General features: G+C 69.7%; 17 protein-coding genes and 3 pseudogenes. 14 read left to right on the plus strand and 6 right to left on the minus strand.

The genetic code is table 11. The features are described from left to right. Nucleotides 1-545: 545 nt before the first annotated feature. Nucleotides 546-1,121, minus strand: a complete 576-nt coding sequence (locus DEJ43_RS00005) for a hypothetical protein (protein WP_041661883.1) — start codon at nucleotides 1,119-1,121, stop codon at nucleotides 546-548. Nucleotides 1,122-1,644: 523 nt separating this feature from the next. On the opposite strand from DEJ43_RS00005, the gene DEJ43_RS00010 reads away from it, so the two are divergent. The 4 genes and pseudogenes from DEJ43_RS00010 to istB all read left to right on the plus strand — a co-directional run bounded on the left by DEJ43_RS00010 (nucleotide 1,645) and on the right by istB (nucleotide 4,092). Next, entirely contained in the window at nucleotides 1,645-2,157 is a 513-nt protein-coding gene (locus DEJ43_RS00010) for a hypothetical protein (protein ID WP_145953680.1), read from the plus strand. A 308-nt stretch (nucleotides 2,158-2,465) separates the two neighbouring features. Then, complete coding sequence (locus DEJ43_RS00015) at nucleotides 2,466-2,714, plus strand: ISL3 family transposase (protein WP_015031213.1); 249 nt, start codon at nucleotides 2,466-2,468, stop codon at nucleotides 2,712-2,714. Nucleotides 2,715-2,975: 261 nt separating this feature from the next. Next, a complete protein-coding gene (locus tag DEJ43_RS00020; protein ID WP_041661885.1) occupies nucleotides 2,976-3,263 on the plus strand; it encodes a hypothetical protein in 288 nt (95 codons plus the stop codon). Nucleotides 3,264-3,332: 69 nt separating this feature from the next. Further along, a pseudogene (gene istB / locus DEJ43_RS00025) lies at nucleotides 3,333-4,092 on the plus strand (IS21-like element helper ATPase IstB). Nucleotides 4,093-4,157: 65 nt separating this feature from the next. Here the strand turns inward: istB and DEJ43_RS00030 are convergent. Further along, a complete protein-coding gene (locus DEJ43_RS00030; protein WP_015031217.1) occupies nucleotides 4,158-4,646 on the minus strand; it encodes an Imm1 family immunity protein in 489 nt (162 codons plus the stop codon). A gap of 1,245 nt (nucleotides 4,647-5,891) precedes the next feature. On the opposite strand from DEJ43_RS00030, the gene DEJ43_RS00035 reads away from it, so the two are divergent. The 8 genes and pseudogenes from DEJ43_RS00035 to DEJ43_RS00075 all read left to right on the plus strand — a co-directional run bounded on the left by DEJ43_RS00035 (nucleotide 5,892) and on the right by DEJ43_RS00075 (nucleotide 13,059). Beyond that, a complete protein-coding gene (locus tag DEJ43_RS00035; protein ID WP_106433662.1) occupies nucleotides 5,892-6,830 on the plus strand; it encodes an SDR family oxidoreductase in 939 nt (312 codons plus the stop codon). Nucleotides 6,831-6,832: 2 nt separating this feature from the next. After that, nucleotides 6,833-7,291, plus strand: coding sequence for an SRPBCC family protein (locus DEJ43_RS00040; RefSeq protein ID WP_015031220.1), 459 nt, complete (start codon nucleotides 6,833-6,835; stop codon nucleotides 7,289-7,291). A gap of 16 nt (nucleotides 7,292-7,307) precedes the next feature. After that, the gene (locus DEJ43_RS00045) at nucleotides 7,308-8,909 is read left to right on the plus strand and encodes a phytoene desaturase family protein (protein ID WP_015031221.1); all 1,602 of its coding nucleotides are present in this window, start codon (nucleotides 7,308-7,310) and stop codon (nucleotides 8,907-8,909) included. A 71-nt stretch (nucleotides 8,910-8,980) separates the two neighbouring features. Beyond that, nucleotides 8,981-9,283 (plus strand): annotated as a pseudogene (locus DEJ43_RS37900) (metallophosphoesterase family protein); the annotation flags it as partial. Nucleotides 9,284-9,871: 588 nt separating this feature from the next. Next, entirely contained in the window at nucleotides 9,872-10,369 is a 498-nt protein-coding gene (locus DEJ43_RS00060) for a SigE family RNA polymerase sigma factor (RefSeq protein WP_015031223.1), read from the plus strand. Next, nucleotides 10,362-10,805, plus strand: a complete 444-nt coding sequence (locus DEJ43_RS00065) for a hypothetical protein (RefSeq protein ID WP_186102817.1) — start codon at nucleotides 10,362-10,364, stop codon at nucleotides 10,803-10,805. The genes DEJ43_RS00060 and DEJ43_RS00065 overlap by 8 nt, the downstream gene beginning before the upstream one ends. Nucleotides 10,806-11,065: 260 nt before the next feature. Beyond that, nucleotides 11,066-12,273: pseudogene (locus tag DEJ43_RS00070) on the plus strand (mannosyltransferase family protein). Nucleotides 12,274-12,489: 216 nt separating this feature from the next. Beyond that, entirely contained in the window at nucleotides 12,490-13,059 is a 570-nt protein-coding gene (locus DEJ43_RS00075; protein WP_041661890.1) for a GNAT family N-acetyltransferase, read from the plus strand. Nucleotides 13,060-13,241: 182 nt separating this feature from the next. Here DEJ43_RS00075 and DEJ43_RS00080 read toward each other — a convergent pair whose 3' ends face one another. Next, nucleotides 13,242-14,612 carry a serine/threonine-protein kinase gene (locus DEJ43_RS00080; RefSeq protein WP_199868632.1) on the minus strand — a complete coding sequence of 457 codons (1,371 nt, stop codon included), beginning with the start codon at nucleotides 14,610-14,612 and terminating at the stop codon, nucleotides 13,242-13,244. A gap of 439 nt (nucleotides 14,613-15,051) precedes the next feature. On the opposite strand from DEJ43_RS00080, the gene DEJ43_RS00085 reads away from it, so the two are divergent. Beyond that, nucleotides 15,052-15,573 carry an EF-hand domain-containing protein gene (locus tag DEJ43_RS00085; RefSeq protein ID WP_233447897.1) on the plus strand — a complete coding sequence of 174 codons (522 nt, stop codon included), beginning with the start codon at nucleotides 15,052-15,054 and terminating at the stop codon, nucleotides 15,571-15,573. A 1,087-nt stretch (nucleotides 15,574-16,660) separates the two neighbouring features. Here the strand turns inward: DEJ43_RS00085 and DEJ43_RS00090 are convergent. The 3 genes from DEJ43_RS00090 to DEJ43_RS00100 all read right to left on the minus strand — a co-directional run bounded on the left by DEJ43_RS00090 (nucleotide 16,661) and on the right by DEJ43_RS00100 (nucleotide 19,026). After that, nucleotides 16,661-17,602, minus strand: coding sequence for a hypothetical protein (locus DEJ43_RS00090; RefSeq protein ID WP_015031231.1), 942 nt, complete (start codon nucleotides 17,600-17,602; stop codon nucleotides 16,661-16,663). A gap of 115 nt (nucleotides 17,603-17,717) precedes the next feature. Continuing rightward, nucleotides 17,718-18,434 carry a hypothetical protein gene (locus DEJ43_RS00095; RefSeq protein ID WP_233447898.1) on the minus strand — a complete coding sequence of 239 codons (717 nt, stop codon included), beginning with the start codon at nucleotides 18,432-18,434 and terminating at the stop codon, nucleotides 17,718-17,720. Nucleotides 18,435-18,582: 148 nt separating this feature from the next. Continuing rightward, entirely contained in the window at nucleotides 18,583-19,026 is a 444-nt protein-coding gene (locus DEJ43_RS00100) for a nuclear transport factor 2 family protein (RefSeq protein WP_015031233.1), read from the minus strand. 176 nt (nucleotides 19,027-19,202) lie between these two features. Between DEJ43_RS00100 and DEJ43_RS00105 the strand changes: the two genes are divergently transcribed. Continuing rightward, entirely contained in the window at nucleotides 19,203-19,772 is a 570-nt protein-coding gene (locus tag DEJ43_RS00105) for a hypothetical protein (RefSeq protein WP_015031235.1), read from the plus strand. Nucleotides 19,773-19,826: the final 54 nt, after the last annotated feature.

Genomic DNA, 19,826 nt, shown 5'->3' on the forward strand with positions numbered 1-19,826 from the left:
CCTGCTCCGCAGTGCAGTTGATAGGGCGTCACTCCGTGACGCCCGGTTGGATCGCTCCGCGATCCAACCGCTGGAATTCGCTCCGCGAATTCCAGAAAAGCAGCTGGCTAGAGGGTGGGCCTCGCTTTCGTCTTTCCCTAGGTTGTGGAATTCGCAATTAATTCTCATTGGTTGCGAATTACCAAAGAATGCGAAATATCTATTTCCATGTTCTCGTGGAACTTTCAACAGCCCGTGCCGGTGCAAAAGGTGAGTTTGTATCAGGGGTTCCGTGGCTGTCTCTGTGTGCCCGAGATCGCTGAGGCCGGCGCCTCCCCCTCACGGCACGATGGCCTCCGAGCGCGGCGTGGGGCCGACCTTGAGCATCGCCTCCACCCGGAGCATGGGCTGTCGTCTCTGCTCACCTTGAGCGGATTGCCCCCAGAGCCTTCACGCCGTCAGGAACGGGATAGTGGCGGGGCGTTCGTGGTCCCTGGGGCCCGGTCGACGAGCGGGCTTGTCCCCTGCCGGGCTGGTGCTTCTGGTGGTCGGGCCCGGCCGGGTGGTCAGGCTGAGAAGCCGATGCTGGACACGTACTCGTACTGACCCCACTGGGAGCCGAGGTCCTGGACGACCTCACCAACCCAGATGTCGTCCATGCCGGCATGGTCATCAGCAGCCCACGCGCCGATGATCCGGTCCCACCGACGAACGTTCAGGTGCCGGTACTCCACAACCCGTTGGAGAGGACGTGCGACCTGGGACTGATTGAGGGGGTGGAACTCCACGCGTGTGCCGCGTCCCTGCCGGTTGAGACGGTTCAGAAGGTACCGGGCGACGTTCTGACGCCGTACGGCACGATACGCAGACTCGATACGTTCCAAGTTCCGATGTGAAGGAGCGCGCTTGCCCTCCCGCCAAGCTCTGATGGTCCGGTCCGTGACGGTCAGGCCAGCCGCACGCGCGGCCTGACGAGCGTGCTCACTCCGGGTGAGATAGTTCAGCCTCGCCATCAGACCACGCCGCTGCTCAACCGGCGTCACCACAAAGCCCGCAAGCTCATCCAGCTGACGCGCCACCAACTCATGACCCTTCACACCACGAGCCCCGAACTTCCCGAAATCAATCACCCGCTCCGGCACAACCCCACCCCCCATCCACCACTAAACCGCCCCCACAGCGAGAGCATGCCGTAAATACCTACACCCCCAAAATACCAGCTCCCCCAACGCGAATCAAAGACAACCCGTCAAATCACCCGAACAGAAAGAGAATTCACTCCCCCCGTCCAAAAATCCTGACACCGAGAGAACGGACACAATCCCGGAGACAGAAACCAGCCACGCCGAAACAACCAGAACGGACCCGCCAACCCACCCGCCAACAACGCACCCGACAGCCAAACCAGACCTCGAAGCGCCGAAAGGAACACAGGCCACCCGGGGGTGCAGCCGGGATGCAAGCCTGCACCTCGGGAGCGTTCCGACGCCGGAGACGCGGCCCAAGGGCTGTCCCGTAAATGATCTCCACGGCTCAGGAGGTCTTGCCGCGCACGTATGGGACGTGTTGTGCACGGGGGAGTCGGGCTCTCTAATCTGTCGCAGGCGGCAGCAGTGCCGGAGGGGCGGGCTGTGCAGAATCGGCTGGGCCGCCTACCGTTCGGCTGTGAGCAGCTCTTTTCAGACGATCGTTGACCTGGAGGCGACCGCCGAGGACGCAGTCGCGCACGGGGAGCGGGTGGCAGCGTGGCTGGTCGGCGAGGGAATCGTGCGGCTGCCGGATCACGGCCCCGGGCCGCGGTGGGAGCGGGCGACGGGGTTCCGGGAAGCGAGCGGGAGCGATGGGCTGACCGTTGTCACCGGGAGGACTGTGTTCTTCTCTCCGCAGCAGAGCGGACCGCCTGTATGTCCGTACTGCGCGGTGGCGTTCGGAGATGGACACCGTGAGGTGTTCTCGCCGGTCATGGACGCATGGTGGAACGCCGGCAGGGGCGAAGTGCCGTGTCCGGCGTGCGGACGGGTGGTGCCGCTGGCTGCGTGGGAGTGGGCTGGAGACGGGCTTGCCTTCGCGTACCTGGGGTTCGAGTTCTGGAACGGGCCCGCGTTGCTGCCGGAGTTCGTTACGGAGCTGGGCCAGGCACTCGGGCACCGGACCCGATTCGTGCGAGGAAAGGTCTAACTCCCCCTACAGCAGCCGCCCGCTGATCGAGGCCATCCGCAAGGCATGATCCCTCCCGATGAGCCCCAGCAACGTCATCCGCTGGCCGTGGGAACACGAATGCCCGATCCACGGCGGCTGACTGTCAGCTGGGGGGCGGCCCTCCCCGATCGGCCGGACGAGCCCACTGTCACGCGCTGACCGGGTCTACGCGTCCGCATGGACGAGGTGGCAGAGGCAGATAGCGGCCGCGGAAATACCCGCGAAGCCAAGAAAGTTCTGCCCCGAACTGGAAACCCGCTGCCGGGCATGTCCATGACTTCGGCGAGATGCTCACCGACCGCCTCGGCTCCACGCTCCCTGCCTGGATCGACGCAGTCGAGGCCAGCCAGCTACGCAAGCTCACCGGCTTCGCACTCCACCTACACCGAGACCTCGACGCCGTGACCGCCGGCCTCACCCTCGACTGGAGTTCCGGCAGCATCGTGGGCGCCGTCAACCGCATCAAGAAGATCAAACGGCAGCTATACGGCCGGGCCGGATTCGAACTCCTCCGCATACTGATCATGCTCCAGTAGCGCCCCAAGACGCCCCTCCAGATCTGCGCGAGAACCGGGGAGCAGGAGATTTATCGCGGGCGGGCATGGGGACGAGGGCCGTGCAGGGGGCCAGGCCGTGGCAGGATGACCCTATGTTGATCCGAAAGGGCGATGCCGCGTAGGCGTCCAAAGGCCGTCCGAGCAGAGCAGTGGCGGCCCCGATGGCAGTATCCGGTCCTGAGGGTCCCTGGCGTCTCCGCGCGGACTCGTGCAGCGATCCGCCGGGTCGAAGACCAGGAGATGCGGCCCAACGCGGTCGCGATTGCGCTCTCTCGCTTCCAGTGGGTCTTCAAGCAGCCTGGTCGCTACCTGAACGCCTCCGAGGCCTATTCGCCCGGGATGGAGGTGGAAGACGCTCGTGACGATCTGGAGCGGGCGATGCTGCGCCTTCCTCCCGGAGCCCAAAGGGACTTGGGACGGCTGATCACACGCATCGACGCGGAATTCGAGCGCCGTACCTTGCCGGAACCCAACTACATCGAGTTGGCGGTGTTCGGCTGGTGGTGGACCAGAATGCGTGAACGCTGACGGCCCCCGGGCTCGTGACTTCCCCTGCAACCGGAATTCGTCGCTCTCTGCAACGGTCCCTCAAGATCGGTGCCAGAACCCGTAACTCACCAACAAAGCCACTTGCTGCGGCTGCCGTCGATCCGCAACGAGTTCTCCGACATCGCCGACCGGGCGATCAAGGACCAGATGACCTACCGCGGCTTCCTCGCCGAACTGCTGATGGCCGAGTGCGACGACCGGGCCCCTCGCCAGTCGGAGAGGCGGATCAAGGCGGCTGATTTTCCCCCGGGAGAAGTCCCTGCGGAGCTTCGACTTCGATGCCAACCCCAACATCGACCCAGCTACCATTCACACGCTCGCCAGCTGCGAGTGGATCAAGAAGAGCCAGCCGCTCTGCCTGATGGGCGACTCCGGCACCGGCAAGTCCCACATGCTCATCGCCCTTGGCACCGAGGCCGCCATGAAGGGCTCCCGCGTCCGCTACACGCTCGCGACGAAGCTGGTCAACGAGCTGGTCGAGGCCGCCGACGAGAAGCAGCTGAACAAACCCATCGCCCGCTACGGCCGCGTCGATCTCCTCTGCATCGACGAACTCGGCTACATGGAACTCGACCGCCGCGGCGCCGAACTCCTCTTCCAGATCCTGACCGAACGCGAGGAGAAGAACAGCGTCGCCATCGCCTCCAACGAGTCCTTCTCCTGCTGGACCAAGACCTGCACCGACCCCAGGCTCGGCGCGGCCATCGTCGACCGCCTCACCTTCGGCGGCACCATCATCGAATCCGGCACCGACTCCTACCGCCTCGCCACCACCCGCGCCCGCGCCGAACAGCAAGGGGCCAGCTGACCTGCACCTGCGCGCGCTCACAGGTTGCCGCGTGTTCACCCGGCGCGGCCTTGTCCAAGTGTTGCTCAGCCGTCGGACGAACCCCACGGGTCCTGGTCGTCGTCCGAATCCTCAGCAGCCACTTCGATCGGCTTCCAGACGACACAAGTGGGGACACCGCCACCTGAGTGCAAAAACTCTTTGACGGCACTTCGGACGAGACCCAACGGGATCTCCGAATCGGCGGGGAACTCCGTCCCGTGGCCGGCGACGTGGTACACGACTTCAATTTGTGAGCCCAAAACCCCTACAGAGGCGACAAAGCCAGTCTCAGGGGCCAAGAGCACCAGAGCCCCGACCTGGGCGTCTCTGTTGACGCCGACATAGAGTTCATGATCCGGAAAACCGAGCCCGGTCATAGGCCGGGCCCTTGAGACGAGATGCGCCGCGTCATGGAAAGGCGGTCCTGCCAGGAGAGCGTCGATGAGACTGTCCACGTCATCCTCAATGGCGACGAGAACGGGCTCGTGCATGTCTGCGCGGCGATAGCGCGCTTCCAGTCGGCTGTCAGCCACCTACGACACCTCCTCTGAGGAACTTCGGCCCAGTCCGGGGGCGGGACGCCGCTAGTCAGTCCGTGCAGCTTCATGAGCAAACCACAGACAGTTGCTGCCTCGCGCCGCCGGTAGGACCTTCCCGCGACCGCCGAGCAGCCCTGGGTGCTCTCGCTTGTCGATGGCACTCGCCGCTGCTGTTACAGCCAGCCGGTGCCCTCGAAACATAGCGACAAGCGATCTCACAACTCACCTCCGCAGCCACCGAGTGCATCGTCCTTGTTGAGGTCGTCGGGGGTGGGTGAGCATCTAGCGGCTGACCTGGCGTGGTTTGGGAATCGCCGGGGTGGTCGGCGCGGATTTTGCGGGGCCGTGCTTGCGGCCGGCGCCGTGTGTACGCAGTGGCCGCAGGTAGCGGCGGACGATCTGGACTCGGGGTGAAGCCCAGGACGCGCAGTTCGGCGGTGATGTCCTGGGCATTCGTTACTCCCGCGTTCCGGCGCTGGTTGACCACGTCGCGCCACGGGTGCAGTCGAGTGGCCCGGTGCTCGGCCCTGGCCAACAGTTCCTCGACGCTGACGGCGTCGGCGAAGCAGCGCACGGTCTGGATGACGAGGTTCAACTCGCGGCCGACCACCGCCCTGGACAAGCCGCGGGCCAGGCATTCCTGCACGTCCGCGTGGCGTTGTCGAGTCCCCGGCTCGGCGGGCCGGGGATCTCCAGCGGGGGCGCCGCGTGCTCGTCGGGTTCGGCCTCGGGCCGGACTTCGTCCTCGTCGCGAGCTGCCTGACGCAGACAGCCGTGGTGTCTTCTGCGCCGCCTCACGCAAGTTCTCCACAGTTGGAAGCGATCTGCGACTTGCGTAGCGTCCGGTGGGCCGGGTGGGACTCGAGCTCGCGGTCGAGAATCAGCTCCGCAGCTGACTGGGACACATGTCGTGTGGGGGCGCTCTGGGAATCTGCGTCGTCGCGGGCCGCGTGCTCTCCGTGACCGTTTCAGAGCGTTTCGTAAACGGACGCCACCCGCGAGTCGGTTCGCCTCCAGCGCGATGACGCTCAGGCCTGTCCGTGCGCGTTCCCAGGCCGCGCTCAGGTCCGCGATGCCGCTGCCCGTCCGCGTCCAATGGGACTGTCCGGCATCGGGAAGTCGGTTCATGACCTGCGGCTTCCCGGGGAAGCGAACGTAATGGGCGGTCGCTCGGTAGGCCTCCGGGCAGTGCCGCTCGCTGCCCTGTGTAGAAGCCGACCCGTCGGGCAGACGCCCGGCATGACGAGACACGCGGGGCATGACCGGGCGGACGACCCGGGCTCCTTGGCGGGGCGCGTCGCCGTCGTCACCGGTGCGGCCCGCGGACTGGGCCGCGGTCTGGCTTACGCGTTGTCCCGTCGCGGCGCCCGGGTGGCGCTGGTGGGTCTGGAAGGCGAGCGTCTCGTCCGCTGTGCGGCGAGCCTGCCCGGCGAGGCCGGAGCATGGGAGGTCGATGTGACCGACGCCGAGGAGCTTGCCATCGCCGCCGATGCCGTCCGCCGCACGCTCGGCAGCCCCTCCGTGGTCGTCGCCAACGCGGGCGTGGCCCTCGGCGGGCCCCTGCAGGACTGCGAGACCGACGCATGGCGCCGGGTGATCGACGTCAACCTCGTCGGGAGCGCCCTTACGGCCCACTGCTTCCTGCCGGACCTGATGCGGACCCGCGGCTACTACCTACAGGTCGCCTCCCTGGCGGCCCTTGCGCCGGCGCCCCTGCTCACGGCGTACTGCGCATCGAAAGGCGGCGTGGAGGCGTTCGCGCACGCGCTGCGAGCCGAGGTGTCGCACCGGGGCGTCGATGTAGGGGTCGCCTATCTGAACTGGGCCGACACCGCCATGATCCGTGCTGCCGACGAGACGGCCGTCTTCCGGGAACTGCGGACGAACCTGCCCTGGCCGGCCTCCGTCGTACACGACCCCGCGCGCTACGTCCGGGCCATGGTCCGGGGCATCGAGCACCGGTCCGCGCACATCTACGCCCCGCCGTGGATGCGTGGCGCGCAAGCGGCCCGGGTCCTTCTGCCAGCCGTCGTCACCCGCCGTTCCCGGCAGGTCCTCGAGGCCCGCGGGGAGGCCCCCCTACCCCCCACCGGCCTCCTCGGGCCCGGCGGAGCCGCTGCGGGCCCCGCCCCGGCACGGAGCGCCGACCCTCACCCTCACCAACGTCCCAGGGAGTGACCATGGCCGTACGACACCGACTCATCCACGCCGCCCCGCATCAGGTCTGGGACGTGCTCGCCGACGCCTCGCGCTACTCCGACTGGGTGGTCGGCACGAGCGACTCGCGCGTTGCCCACGGGCGGTGGCCCGACCTCGGTTCAGCCCTCGAGTACACCGTCAAGCTCGGCCCGTGGACGGTGTCGAGCACGACGGTCGTCCGGCGGGTGGAAGTCCGTCGTGAACTCGAACTGGAAGTCGACAGCGGCCCCGTCGGCACCGCCCGGGTGGCGATCGACGTCCGCCCATGGGGCGAGGAGTCCCTGGTCACCGTGGACGAGCACCCGCTGCGGGGAATCGCCGGCGCCCTCCACAACGCGGCTGTCGACGCGCTGATCCAGCTGCGCCACCGCGGCATGCTCAAACGGCTCGCGGGCGTCGTCGAGGAACACGCGGAAGCCGGCACACACGCACGCGCGTGAGGACGGAGGAGACGCGATGCCCGACGCGGTCGTGATCGGAGCCGGCCCGAACGGCCTGGTCGCCGCCAACCTGCTCGCCGACGCCGGCTGGAGCGTGGAGGTGTTCGAGGCACAGCCCGAACCAGGAGGCGCGGTGCGCAGCGACCGCGGGGTGCACCCCGATTACGTCAGCGATGTGTTCAGCGCCTTCTACCCCCTCGCCGCCGCCTCGCCCGTCATCGCCTCCCTGTGCCTGGACCGCGAAGGTCTCGTCTGGAGCCACGCTCCGCGGGTGCTCGCGCACCCCCTGGCCGATGGCCGGTGCGCGGTGCTGGACCGGGTGCCGCACGACACCGCAGCGGGGCTGGACGAGTTCGGGCCCGGCGACGGGGACGCGTGGACGGGCCTGTGCAAGATCTGGGACCGGCTCGGCCCCGACATCGTCCGCGGTCTGTTCACCCCCTTCCCGCCGCTGGTCCCCGCTGCCCGGCTCCTGGACGGGGTCCGCCGCACCGGTGGGCTGGCGACCGTGCGGCGGCTGCTGCTGCCCGTACGCCGACTGGCGGAAGAGGAGTTCCGCGCCGAGGCGGGAGGGCTCCTCCTCGCGGGCAACGCCCTGCACGCCGACCTGCCTCCCGAAGCAGCCGGCAGCGGAGGCTACGGATGGCTCATGTCGATGCTCGGCCAGCACCACGGCTTCCCCGTCCCCGCCGGCGGCGCCGGCGAGCTGACGGCCGCGCTGGTACGGCGGTTGGAGCGGAGGGGCGGTGCGGTCCACTGCGACGCGCCGATCACCGAAGTCGTCGTACGGGCCGGCCGCGCCGTGGGCGTACGCACCGCCGCCGGCGAAGGGGTGCCGGCCCGGCGTGCCGTCCTTGCCGACGTGTCGGCCCCCGCTCTGTACGGCTCCCTGGTCGGCGAGGAGCACCTGCCGGGCAGCGCTCTGCGGGACCTGCGGCGCTTCCAGTGGGACTTCGCCACCTTCAAGGTGGACTGGGCGCTGGACTCCCGGGTGCCCTGGACGGCCCCGCAGGCGGCGACCGCGGGCACCGTGCACCTCGCCGACGGAATGGACGGCCTCACCGCCTACGCCGCCCGGATCGCCACGGGACTCGTACCCGAGAACCCCTTCCTCATCTTCGGCCAGATGACCGCGGCCGACGCGACCCGCTCTCCCGCGGGGACCGAGTCCGCCTGGGCGTACACGCACCTACCGCAGAAGATCAAAGGCGACGCGGGCGAGCAGGGCCTGACGGGTCGCTGGGAAGGCAGTGAGAGCGAAGCGATGGCCGACCGCATGGAGGAGGTCGTCGAACGGTACGCCCCCGGCTTCCGAGCGCGCGTCCTGGGACGAAGGATCTTGACTCCTCCCACCATGGAGGCGATGGACGCCAACCTCCGCGGCGGCGCCCTCAATGGCGGCACGGCCGCCCTCCACCAGCAGCTCGTCTTCCGGCCCGTCCCCAGCAACGGGCGTCCCGAAACACCCGTCAAGGGCCTCTTCCTCGCGTCGGCGTCCGCGCACCCGGGCGGCGGTGTGCACGGCGCGCCGGGCGCCAATGCGGCACGGGCCGCTCTGCGTCGCCACCTGCCGACGGTGCTGACCGTGCGCCGTCGGCGACTCCAGCGGCCCACTTAGCGCCGCTGGTCCCGGTCGGGCCGCGGCTGCGGCTGCGGCTGCGACTGCGACTGCGACCCACCGTGGCACGCATGCGGCTCCTGCTGACCTCGGACACCCGTCTGCCCGCCCGCGCCGCGTCCCTCCCGGATTATCCTCTTGGCAGCCGTCGACGGCTGCGCCGCGGCCCCCCGGAGGTCGCCCACGCCGAGCTGGGGAGAAGTGCGGTTCGCGGTCGTGCACGAGACCTGGGAGCGGCCGCAGGACGGGAGTGGCGCTGCGTTGCGCGCTTCCCCGACGACGATGTCTTGGTGTTCGGCCACAGCCACATTCCATGGGACAACAGCGCTGGGAGTCTGCGTCTGCTGAACTCGGGCTCGCCCACGGACCGCCGCAGTCACCGCCGGCCCGACGCTGCCGTGGAGCTCCCGCGTCGTCGAAGGCCACGTCAACCGGATCAAAATGATCAAGCGCCGGATGTATGGCCGAGCCGGCTTCGCCCTGCTGCGGCGGCGTGTCCGGCTGGCCTGACCGCAGAGCTGTCGCTCGACGAACGGGGCGGTTCAGCTCATCGCGAGCCGCACGGGATCCAGGCCCAGCTTGCTCCGGCGTGAAGGGACGGCCCGGGCGACCCAGGCAGCTACGGCTTTCGCGATCTGCCGCGAGCGCGTGCAGCTCACGTGTCTTCTCCTGGGCGTGACCATCCACGGGGCCAGCGGGTCCTCCCCAAGGACTCGTTCGAAGTGATCGCGGGCCATGTACGGGCACCGGCCGGGGCGGCCGCGCTGCCGGCGTCGAAGCCGTCCCAGAGGAATCCCCGGCGCACCGGTCGGGATGCCAGGTATCTCGGTGTGCCTTGGCTGTGCCTCGCGCGGCCGGGAGGGTTCTGTGATCACCATCACTCCATGGATACGCGGATCGTGTCGACCGGGCGGTCGGTGCCGGGCGTATGCGTGGTGAAGCGAAAGATCCGGGAGTGAGTGGTGACCGTTGAGGAATTCGAGGCGTTCTACGAGCAGGCGGTCGCGCGACTCACAGGGCAGCTGTACGTGATGCTGGGCGATCTGCACGAGGCTCAGGACGTCGTGCAGGAGGCCTTCGTCAAGGGGTGGAGCCGGCGGCGGCAGCTCGATCGCGACGGGCAGCCCGAGGCGTGGATCCGTACGGTCGCCTGGCGCCTGGCGGTGAGTCGCTGGCGCTTTCGCAGGCGCACGTCGGACGCCTGGGACCGGGCGGGCGCGCCACCGCCCGTCGAGGGGCCCGGCCCCGAGTACGTGGTCCTCATCGACGCGTTGCGTGACCTGCCGGCCCAGCAGCGTCGTTCGGTGACGCTGCACTACCTGTGCGACCTGAGTGTCGAACAGATCGCCGGCGAGACAGGGCAGTCCGCCAGCACCGTCAAGACGCACCTGGTCCGTGGCCGGGTCGCCCTCGCCGATCGTCTACGGCCCCGGAACGTTGAGGAGGACCCCGGTGCTTGACCCCCAGGAGCCCCAGGACCCGTTGCGCGAGATGTTCCGGCAGGCCGCGGCCTCCGGTCAGGCGCGCGCCCGTGCCGTGCCGGTCGCGCGGATCGCCGAACGCGCCCGGCGGGCTCACCGGCGCCGTGTCGCCCTGGTCGCGGCGGCCGCGTGCCTGGTCCTCGCGGGCGGCGGGGTGACCGCGGCGGCGCTCCTGTCGGACGCGCCGACCCCTGTCGTACCCGCCGTGAGCCCCTCGGTCGACCTGCCGTCCCCCGGGGAGACCACCAGGGCGCCGTCGAGCACCACGACGGAGCCGGGCCCGCCCACGCCCGGGAGCACCACTGGCGGCGCGTCGGCGACGACGCAGCCGGCAGGGCAGGGGACGACTACGCAGCCTGCGGGAGAGGGGACAACGACGCCGCCTGCGGGACGGGGGACGACTACGCCGCCCTGAGCACCGCCTGCCGAGGCTCCCCCGCCCGGTCCCCCGGGCTCCGGCCACCCCGGCCGAGGCTCCCGTGGTCCGCCGGGCCTAGGCCGCCCGTCGAGGCTCCTGCACCGTCGGGCCTCGGCCGCCTGCCGGGTCCCCGTCTGACCGCGCCCGGCCGCCCATCGGGCACGCCCGTCTTTCTTCCGCAGTATCGCCCCGTGGCGCCTCGCCGTCGCGCGGTCCGCCATGCCCTCACACCCTGACGAGAGTCCGCTATGTCTGTGATGCCTACCAGGTCTTTCGAGAAGGCGCCGCCGGCTCCTCCGCTCCTTCCCGCCCTCCCCCGCGTCGGCCGCCGACGACTGTGGCTCGGCGTCGAGGACCGGGACGTGCTGTGGCTGTACCTGCTCACCCGGGCGGCCCTGTGGAGCATCGCCCACGGCGCGCGCTGGCTCTTCCCCGCCGACGCCGGCACCCATGACCCGGGCCCGGTCCTCGCCCCGTTCGAACGCTGGGACTGGGGGCACTTCCTGAACGTGGCGCGCGACGGCTACTTCCCCGAGGGCAGGGGGCCGTGGGACGCCGAGTGGGACAACCGGGAGGCCTTCTTCCCTGGCTTCCCCCTCGTCCTGCGGGCCGTCCACACCGTCGTGCCGCACTGGACCGCGGCGGGGCTGCTGATCTCGTTCGTCGCGGGCGGAATCGCGGTCCTGGCCCTGGCACGGATCGCGCGCCTGTACCTGCCCGACGAGGGCGCCGGGCAGCGCACGGTGCAACTCCTGCTGATATCGCCGTGCGCGGTCTTCCTCGCCGCCGGGTACAGCGAGTCGCTCTTCCTCGCCCTCGCTCTGCCCGCCTGGCTCGCCGCACACCGCCGCAACTGGCCCCTGGCGGCCACCCTCACCGCCCTGGCGACGACCGTCCGCATCAGCGGCCTGTTCCTCGCGGCCGCCCTGACCCTGCACTTCGTCCTGACGGCCCGCACCCGCGCCCACTGGCGCCCGCTGCCCTGGCTGCTCCTGCCGGCGCTGCCCGCCACCCTCTATGCCTGGTACCTGCACGCGTACACCGGCGACTGGATGGCCTGGAAACACGCCCGGAACGGGGCTGGTACCGCCACTTCCACGCACCCTGGGAGACCTGGAACACTACCTGGGACTCCGCCTTCGACCAGGTCCTCGCGACCGGCTACGCGTACATGCTCCAGGCCGAACTCCTAGCCATGGCCGTCGGACTGGCGCTGGCGGTGCTGCTCATGCGCCGCCGGCGCTGGCCCGAGGCCCTCTACGTCGGCCTCAGTCTGTGGGCCCTGGGCACGTCGTACTGGTACCAGTCCATTCCCCGCGCGACCCTGCTGTGGTGGCCCCTGTGGATCATCCTGGCCGCCTGGACCCTCCGCTCGCCGCGTTTCCGCACCGCGTACTACTGCCTCGCGACGCCCCTGTCGACCCTGTTCGCCCTGACGTTCCTGACCGGGCGCTGGGCCGGTTGAGCCACCGACCACGTCCGCGATGGTTTTTGGGCTTGGGGTGGCCCGACAGTTCCACGTCGTGGACGAGACATTCGGTCCGGGAGGTTCGGCGACGACGCGCCGGGGCCATCCACAGGCGGCCGTGTCATGCTGCTCCTTCAGCACCTCACCCGGTGGCCGCGGAGACCCCAGAAAAACTCCCTGGCCCGGCCTGCCCGTCTCGGCCATGATCGTTGCGTGATCACCTACCTCGAGTCCGAGCGCCTCGCCCTCCGCCCCTTCGCCGCTGACGACGCGGACCTGCTGATCGAGCTGGACAGCGACCCGGCGGTGATGCGCTACCTGACCGGCGGTGCTCCGACCCCACCGGAGGAGGTCCGCGACCTCGCCATCCCCAGCATCCTCGCCGGATACGAGCGCTGGGATCACGACCTCGGCCTGTTCGCCGCGTACGAGAAGGACGGCGGCGCGTTCGTCGGCTGGTTCTGCCTGCGTCCGCTGCGCAGCGGCCCCCGGGAAGAGGCCGAACTCGGCTACCGCCTGCGCCGCGCGGCCTGGGGCCGGGGCTACGCCACCGAGGTCTCGCAGGCGCTGCTGGCGAAGGGGTTCACCGAGCTCGGCATCCGCATGGTCTGGGCCGAGACGATGACCGTGAACCGCCCTTCGCGCAATGTCATGGAGAAGCTCGGGATGACGCTCGTGGAGAGCATCCCCACGCCGGACGACATGATGGCGATCGAGGGTTCCGAGCATGGGGGTGTGCGGTACGAAATCACGCAGGAGCAGTGGCAGTTGCGGCAGGCGTAGGCGGCGCGAGGCCGGCGGTCGTGGGTGTGAGGTCATCAGTCCGCGCAGGCGGGGAGCAGGCCGCGGGGTCGTCGATGGCGAACCCCTGGGTGGGGCCAGCCCCGCGCGAGCGGGGAGCAGTGGCGGCTTCCTGCCGGGGGCAGTCACTTGGATCGCTTCGAGGGCGACGGTGGCGGGTGGGGTTAGCGGCCTACGTCGACTCGGAAGGTGAGGCGGTTGTCGACCGTCTGGAGTGCGGCGCCTTGGATGGTCGGGGCTTTGTACGATGGCACCTGCTCGATCAGGATGGGGCACCCGTGCTCGTCGTCGAGGCAGTCTCCTAGTTCAGCCCCGAGGGTCTTAACTCCGGCTACGCCCGCCCGTTGTTCCAGCCACGCTGTGACCAGCGGGACCTGCTGGGCGCAATGATCGACGCACGGGTCAGGCCACGTGTACGTCAGTTGTGCCCGGTCTTCGACAGTGCGGGTCGTGGTCGGCCGGGAGAAGCCCGTGGGGGGCGACATGCCTTCTGCCACACCGCGGTTGGTCTCGAACGTGTTGTTCTCCTCACCCTGCTGGTCAAGGAAGTATCCGATCCCCAGCATCAGCGCGATCACCAGTAGCGTCGCGCCCAACTTGACACTCCCCGCGACGCGTCGGCGAGGTGCGGGCGCCGATACGGCGGCGGGATTCCGCGCCGGCAGAGTGGGGGGTGGTCCGAACGCAACAGGTTGCGTTTCGACGTAAGTTGGTGCATTCGAGGCGATCCCGTCCAGCCTGGCCTGCAGCTGATCCGTGGTCAGGCGCGCTGCTGGATCCTTCTGCAGCAGACCGTCGAGTACGGAGCCCAGCGCCCCCGCACGCACGGCCGGAATGGGTGGCTCTGTCACGACCGCGACCAAGACGGCACTCGGAGCCGTGCCGGCGAACGGAGCGTGACCCTCCACGGCGGCGTACAGCGTCGCACCCAGCGACCAGAGGTCGGACTCGGCCGTCGCGGGCAAGCCCCGGACCTGCTCCGGCGCCATGAACGCGGGCGTACCCATGATCATCCCGGTGGCCGTGAGGGTGGCGTCTCCCTCCACGGCGGCGATCCCGAAGTCCGTCAGCACCACCCGGTCCTCTTCCAGGAGGATGTTGGCGGGTTTGATGTCCCGATGGGTGATTCCCATCCGGTGCGCGGCACCGAGCGCGGCCGCCACTTGCCGCCCGATGACTGCCGCCCGCTGGGGCGTGAGCGCGCCATGTGCCTCGATGAGGTCCGCCAGCGACCCGCCATCCACCAACTCCATGACGATCCAGGGACGTCCATCCGGGCCGGATATCCGGTCATGCACGGTGATGATCCCCGGATGCTTCAGGCGTGCGGCGGCACGGGCCTCGCGGTCGAGTCGAGCGATCCAGTTCTGCCGTTCGGCCTCGCCCAGATGCTCGGGCAGCCGCAACTCCTTGACAGCAACGTCCCTCCCCAACTGCTCATCGTGGGCCCGCCAGACCGCACCCATGCCGCCTTGGCCGAGTAGTCGGCTCAACCGGTAGCGGCCTGCGATGAGTTGGCTGTGATCGTCGTCCACGCATGGAATATAGCCGCGCGCTTGATCGTGGGCCCCGTGGCTGTGCGTCTGCTGGGGCTCACGCCTGTCTCTTGGCCGTGCCCGGGTGCCGGGGCGCGCGAATGTGGCGTCGGTGCGCTGCGCGCCGGGGCCGGGTGTGTCCCAGAGCTGGCGAACCACGACCCGCTTCCTTGCCGACGCGCCCGTAGGGCGGGGGATGCCCGCCATGCCCACGTGGGTGGGCGTCGCTTCGTCCATCCGGGTGAGATCCCTGTTGATCGATGGAATCGTCGCAGGTCGGCTCGACACGATCTGTCGTAACTCCTTGCGTGGCCTGCGCACCGGGACACATCAGTGGGGCGCAGCGGCGCTTGGAGCCTCATTGTTTTTCGCTTTGACGTTTTTCCGTTCTCTACGTACGTGGCGGTGCCTCGGCGTGCCGCCGCTGGAAGGAAGCACAGTGTCCGATTCACCGCAGCATCGGATCTTCGCCATGCTGGACGTCGACGGCGACGGCGTGATCACGCGCGAGGAGTACCTCTCTCGGGTTGAGCGTGTGGCGTCCGCCGTGGGGCGCGACGCCAGCCATCCGGTCGTGGCCGCGTCCCGGGCCGCCCATGACGTGGTCTTCCAGGACATGGACGCCGACCACGACGGGCGCGTCACGTTCGAGGAGTACCGCTCCTGGGTGGGGCACGAGGCGTTCGAGCGTTTCTGTCGGACTGCTCTGGGCTCTCTGTTCGACATCGCCGACACCGATGCCGACGGGTGCCTGGACCGTGCCGAGTTCATCTGTCTGCGTACGGCTGCGGGGAACGCCGACACGGACGTCACCGCGGCGTTCGACGCGCTCGACATCGACGGCGACGGGCTGATTCACCGCGACGACTACCTCACGGGCATCCGGGACTTCGTCACCACGGGCAGCTCCCCCATGGCCGCGGCGTACGGCTCCGGACCGTTGCTGCGCAGCCCTTCCTGACACCGCCGATTTCCCCGCGTTCTACTGGCGGCCCGCGTGCGGTTCAGGGACGTCGGGGCAGGGGCGGGGAAGTGAGTGCCTGTGATCGTGTCCGGGGCCGGGGTGCCCGTGGTGGTGACGTACGGGAAAGGCCGGCCGCCGGCGACGGGACCACCACGAGCGGTCCTGCAGAACGCCCACGACTCGCATCTCGCGCGCGCTCGCGATGGGCGCGTCAAGATCCTCCTCGACGAGGACGAGGGTGAGGACGGCACCCCGTGCGTGGCCAACGGTGCGGTGGCTCGCGGGGCACGGCTACTGGCCCGAGGGGATGCCCGCGACGGATGACCCCGGCGGGGCGAACTCGGGTTGGACGCGTCTGGGGTGCAGTTGCCGGGGCAGCGGGCGGGGAGCGGGGCTGGGCTCGGGCTGAGTGCCGGGTCGGGGCTCGGTGCCGGGTCGGGGTTGGGGGTCGGGTCGGGGTCCGGGGCCTTGGCCGGGTCGGCGGTGGTTGGGCCTGGTGCGTCCGTCCTGCTCGACGGTGCGTCCCTGCCGACGCGGCCTGATGAGCTGAGGGAGCTCGCCCGGGCGGTCGCCGCTGACCTGCCCGCCGAGCAACTGACCACTCCTGCTTGCCCGGTCCTGGCCAGGACTCGTCGGTCTTCGAGCAGCACCGGTAGCTACAGTGCCTCTCCCCCAACCAGGACAAGACCGTCGCCGTCGGCCTCGCCGGGGAGATCGTGGTGGGGGCCTGGCTGCGGGAGAAGTTAGGAGTTCCCGAGGAGACCTCCTGGAAGTCCCGCCTGCGTTCCCATGTGATCGCCGGCGGGCCGGGGGACGACCGGCTCGGCTGCGACTTCCGCGTCCACCACGGCGAGCGGACGTACCTCTACGAGGTCACGGCGTCGGTCGGCAGCAGCGGCGAGATCATCCTCGGCGACTCGGAGGTGGAGCGGACCTCCCGCCTGAGCCCTGAGGAGACGTACGCCATCGTCTACGTTTCCGGCGTGCTGTCCCGCGAGCGGAGCTCCTCAGCACGAGGATGCGGCTGCGGTTCTCGCTTCCTGGGTAGGCGGTCCGGCGCGCGTCGCCATGGGCAGGGTGAGTTCTACCGGGACCAGCGGACAGGGCTTTCGGCGGCGCCTCCCGTGAGCCAGGTGCCGTCGCCGAGTGGCTTGAGTTCGTATGGGTTCGCCGTCGTCACGGTGATCTCACCGCTGACGGCTCCCGTGCCCACGTCGACCAGGTGGTACCGGTACCACTCCTCCTCGTCGTCGCTCTCACCGCCCAGGGTGACGACGGCGGTCTCCGGGGTCAGGTAGCCGCCGCTCCATTCGACGAAGGCGTCCTCGGGGTCGTACCCGAAGGCGTCGACGGGCAGGGTGAAGAGCACGTCCCCGCTCGGGTGGTGGTGGAAGGCGACGTCCCCCTGGCCGTGGTCGACGGTCATGAACTGCTTCCCGTCGGGCGCGAGGTCGATCAGGCAGCGGTCCGGCCACGGGTACGTCACGAACTCCGGCTCGCCTTCGGCCCCCGCCGCGCCCCGGATCAGGGCGGCGCCGTCCTGGCCCTCCCCGATGACCAGGTAGACGCTGTCGTCCAGGGGATGCACGTGGTGTTCGGCGCCGTGCCCGACCGTCTCCAGCTCGCGGCGGAAGAGGACGGCGCCGCTGTCGGCGTCGTACACGACCCACTGGTCCTCGCTCCCGCGTCCCGCCATCGCGTCCGGCCGGTAGACCCACACGGTCCGGCCGTCCAGGGACCACGCACAGCTGGGCCGGTGGCCATAGCGCGTGTCGGAGTGCGGCTCGAAGGTCGACTCCCACACCACGTCTCCGGCTCTCGTCACGCAGACGACCGCGTCCAACGTCGCGTAGACGGCTCGCTCCAGGTCGGGCCGTACCGCCGAGGCCACGACCTCGTCGCCGGAGCGCGGCTGGAACACGGCCGCGGGCTCAAGCGCCCCGAGCGTGTCGGAGGGGATGACGTACGCAGTGATCTGCCCGCCGTGGTGGCGGGTGGTGATCTTCGGGGGCTGCTCGGGCATCATGCGTCGAGGCTAACGTCCGGCTCGGACACCGGGTCTTCGCGTGGCGCTCGCTCGGGGCTCGGGCTGAGCGGGTGTGTTCCAGCCAGGGTTTGTTCCTGCGGCTGAGCAGCGTCGGTCAAGGCGTGGGCGATGCCTCGGTGAGGGACATCCACCGCTGGACGGTCTCCTGGTGGGAACCGGTCGTCGTGGCCTCGGCGACTGCCTCCGCGTCCGTGACGGAGCAGGGCGTTCCCGATCGGGTCAGCAGGGCGAGTGGCCACTCCGGGCCCGCGCCGGGACTCATCGCGTCGAAGGCCGTCCAGTTCCAGGGGCCCTCGAACAGCCACGCCCGGCCGGCGGTGTCGGCCACTTCGTCGCCCGGCTGCAGGAACCCGTACGGTCGCAGCAGGAGTTCGAAGGTGAACGGGATCCCGTCGCCGGGGTGAAGGGTGTAGCCCTCGCCGTTGAGGTGGCTGTCGTCCGGGAACGCCCGGTACGACCGGCCACGGGGCAGCACGGCCACGCTCAGTTCGGGACGCGGGAGCCAGCCCGTCTCAAGGGGCGGTGCGTGGTGGTCGACGGCGGTCACGTGGACCACGGTCGGCGGGACTCCGACCCGGCAGGCGTCTCCCGCCTGCAGGTGCTCGGGCCTCGGGTCGGTTCTGAAGAGTTCCACCTCGGGTTCCGGCCGGGTCTGCCCGTCAGCGTCCACACCCAGGGCGACCACACCGTTCCACCTGATGAAGTCGCTGCCCGTGTCGACGCGCCACCACGGCCATCGCAGCGACACGTGGTTCCACATCACACCCCGTTCGACCGTGGTCGGTGTGAACGGGCAGGCGATCGACAGCACGTCTCCGACCCTGAAATCGCCCCGGAAATCGCCCCGGAAGTCCCCCTCGTACATCACTGCGTCAGGGTAGAGGACGCGTCGGACAGGGGTCGCGCGGGCGTCGTTCGGTGTCCCCGCCGTCGGAGACGTACCGCCGTCTTCCCTGCCTTCACGGCGCGCAGGCCTCGGCGATCGACAGGCTGTTCTCGTACAGGTGGTGCCGGGTGATCCGGCCGTTCTCGACCGTGAGGCGCAGGGCGAACGGGCCCTCGAAGGTCTTGCCCGTCGCCCGTACGGTCCCCGACAGGTGTCCCATCAGGACGGCGTCCGCGCCGTCGACGAGGAAGGCGTCGACGCTGGCACGCGCGTCCTCGGGCACGGTGTGCGCCGTCAGCTCCGTGAACTGGGCGGCGCACTCGGCGGCGGTGGACCGCGGGCGGATCCAGGGGACGGCGGGGTTCTCGGCGAGCAGCCAGTCCACTTCGTCGGCGAAGAGCGCGACGAGTCGTCCCGTGTCCCCGGCCAGCCTGGCGGCGAGGAAGTCCTGCACGACGGCGCGCGTTGCCTCGTCCGACGAGCTGGGTGTGGTGGCGGTGGTGGGCTTGGCGGGCATGGCGTTCCTCCTGGGTGCGGTGGGATCCCCCGACGGGTCTCCGTCTGTGTGCTTGATCCTGCGGGTTCGCGGCGTGGTGGTCGATTACGCCGGGGGTAATGAGGGCCGCTGCGCGCTGCCCTAGCCCTTGAAGGTCCGCAACGTCCGGTGTCGGACACCCCGGCTACGGTTGCCGGATGAACGGATCGAATGGCGCACTGCTGCCTCTCCTGGCCACCGATGAGAGCGTGGTCGCCTTTTTCGCCGGGGTCGCGGACCTCGATGCGACGAACCCGACCGGCCACGAGCTGGAGGACGGGGTCAGGCTCGCCTCCGGGGCCCGGCTGGAGCAGTTCGCGCGGGCCGGCTCCGGGGACGCGTTCTGCTTCGTCGGTGAGGGCGGTGAGGAACGCCCAGTGGTGTACGTGAGTCTCGACGGTGAGGCCGGACCGCTCGCTCTCGGACTGCCGGAGTTGGTGCGGCTGTGTCTGGTGGCACCGTGGTGGCGGGATGCTCCCGGACGCACGGTCGAAGAGCTCCAGGCGGTCGCCGACGGCTACCGGGAAGACGTGCCCGACCTCGACCGGCGGCGCGACCTTGCGGCTCGGGCGCTCGGCCTCGATCCGGCTGGACTGCCGTCCGAGGCGGCGGCCCTGGCCCGGCTCGTGGACCTCTCCCGGGGACCGGTCGCTGCGGCCTGTCTCGTAGTCGGATACGAGGGCGATCCGCTCGACCCGCTGTTCGGCGCCGCCCGCGACCGAGCCTGACGTGTTCATCTGGGCACGGCGCAACCGCCCTCGCGGGTCCGGGGAGGAGCTGCC

This window comes from Streptomyces venezuelae ATCC 10712 (genome assembly GCF_008639165.1).
GTDB lineage: Bacteria > Actinomycetota > Actinomycetes > Streptomycetales > Streptomycetaceae > Streptomyces > Streptomyces venezuelae.